This is a genomic window from Halalkalibacter akibai JCM 9157 (assembly GCF_000513135.1).
Lineage (GTDB): Bacteria > Bacillota > Bacilli > Bacillales > Bacillaceae_D > Halalkalibacter > Halalkalibacter akibai.
Map to the genome: position 1 here is coordinate 1 of NZ_BAUV01000140.1, position 563 is coordinate 563.

The 563-nt window shown below is 31.4% G+C and carries 1 protein-coding gene; it reads left to right on the forward strand.

Annotated elements, in window-relative coordinates; translation table 11 throughout:
- Nucleotides 1–306: 306 nt before the first annotated feature.
- The coding region (locus JCM9157_RS23105) for a hypothetical protein (protein WP_035668908.1) at nucleotides 307–563 on the forward strand (257 nt) is incomplete at its 3' end.

Genomic DNA, 563 nt, shown 5'->3' on the forward strand with positions numbered 1-563 from the left:
ATACAAATGATTAAATTTCTCAACATGGGTTGATACTTGATTTGTTGTGTTTGAATAAACTGTTGAAAAAGCCATTAAGCTTAAAATGAATACTGCAAATAGAAAAATTTTTCTCATGATAATTCCTCCTTCATGCTTCTTATTTATATGTATGGCTTGCCCATCATTATCATTACTCTAAAGACCAATTGTGCCGTAAAGTTTATGATTTTGTGAAATATTAAACTTAAAGTAACGGGAGCGATAAACAAGCAGGTTATTAGTGAACTAAAAGGTCATACTAAGGTAAAAAAGGTGTGGCATTTTGTGAAACGAACATTATTTCTTATTACATTAATTTCATTACCGTTACTATTGGGATTAGTTAAAGAAAAACAAGATGAGTGTCTTCCTTGTAAAGAATGCTATGATATAGCTTGGGATGATGGATATGGACTTGGATTGGCAACAGGCGAAATAAATGAAAGATATAGTATCGTTCGAACTCTAATAAGAATGGGTAAAACAGACAAAGAAATTTTTAATATGGCAACAACCAGCTATGTTGAGCTGAAGGACATAAG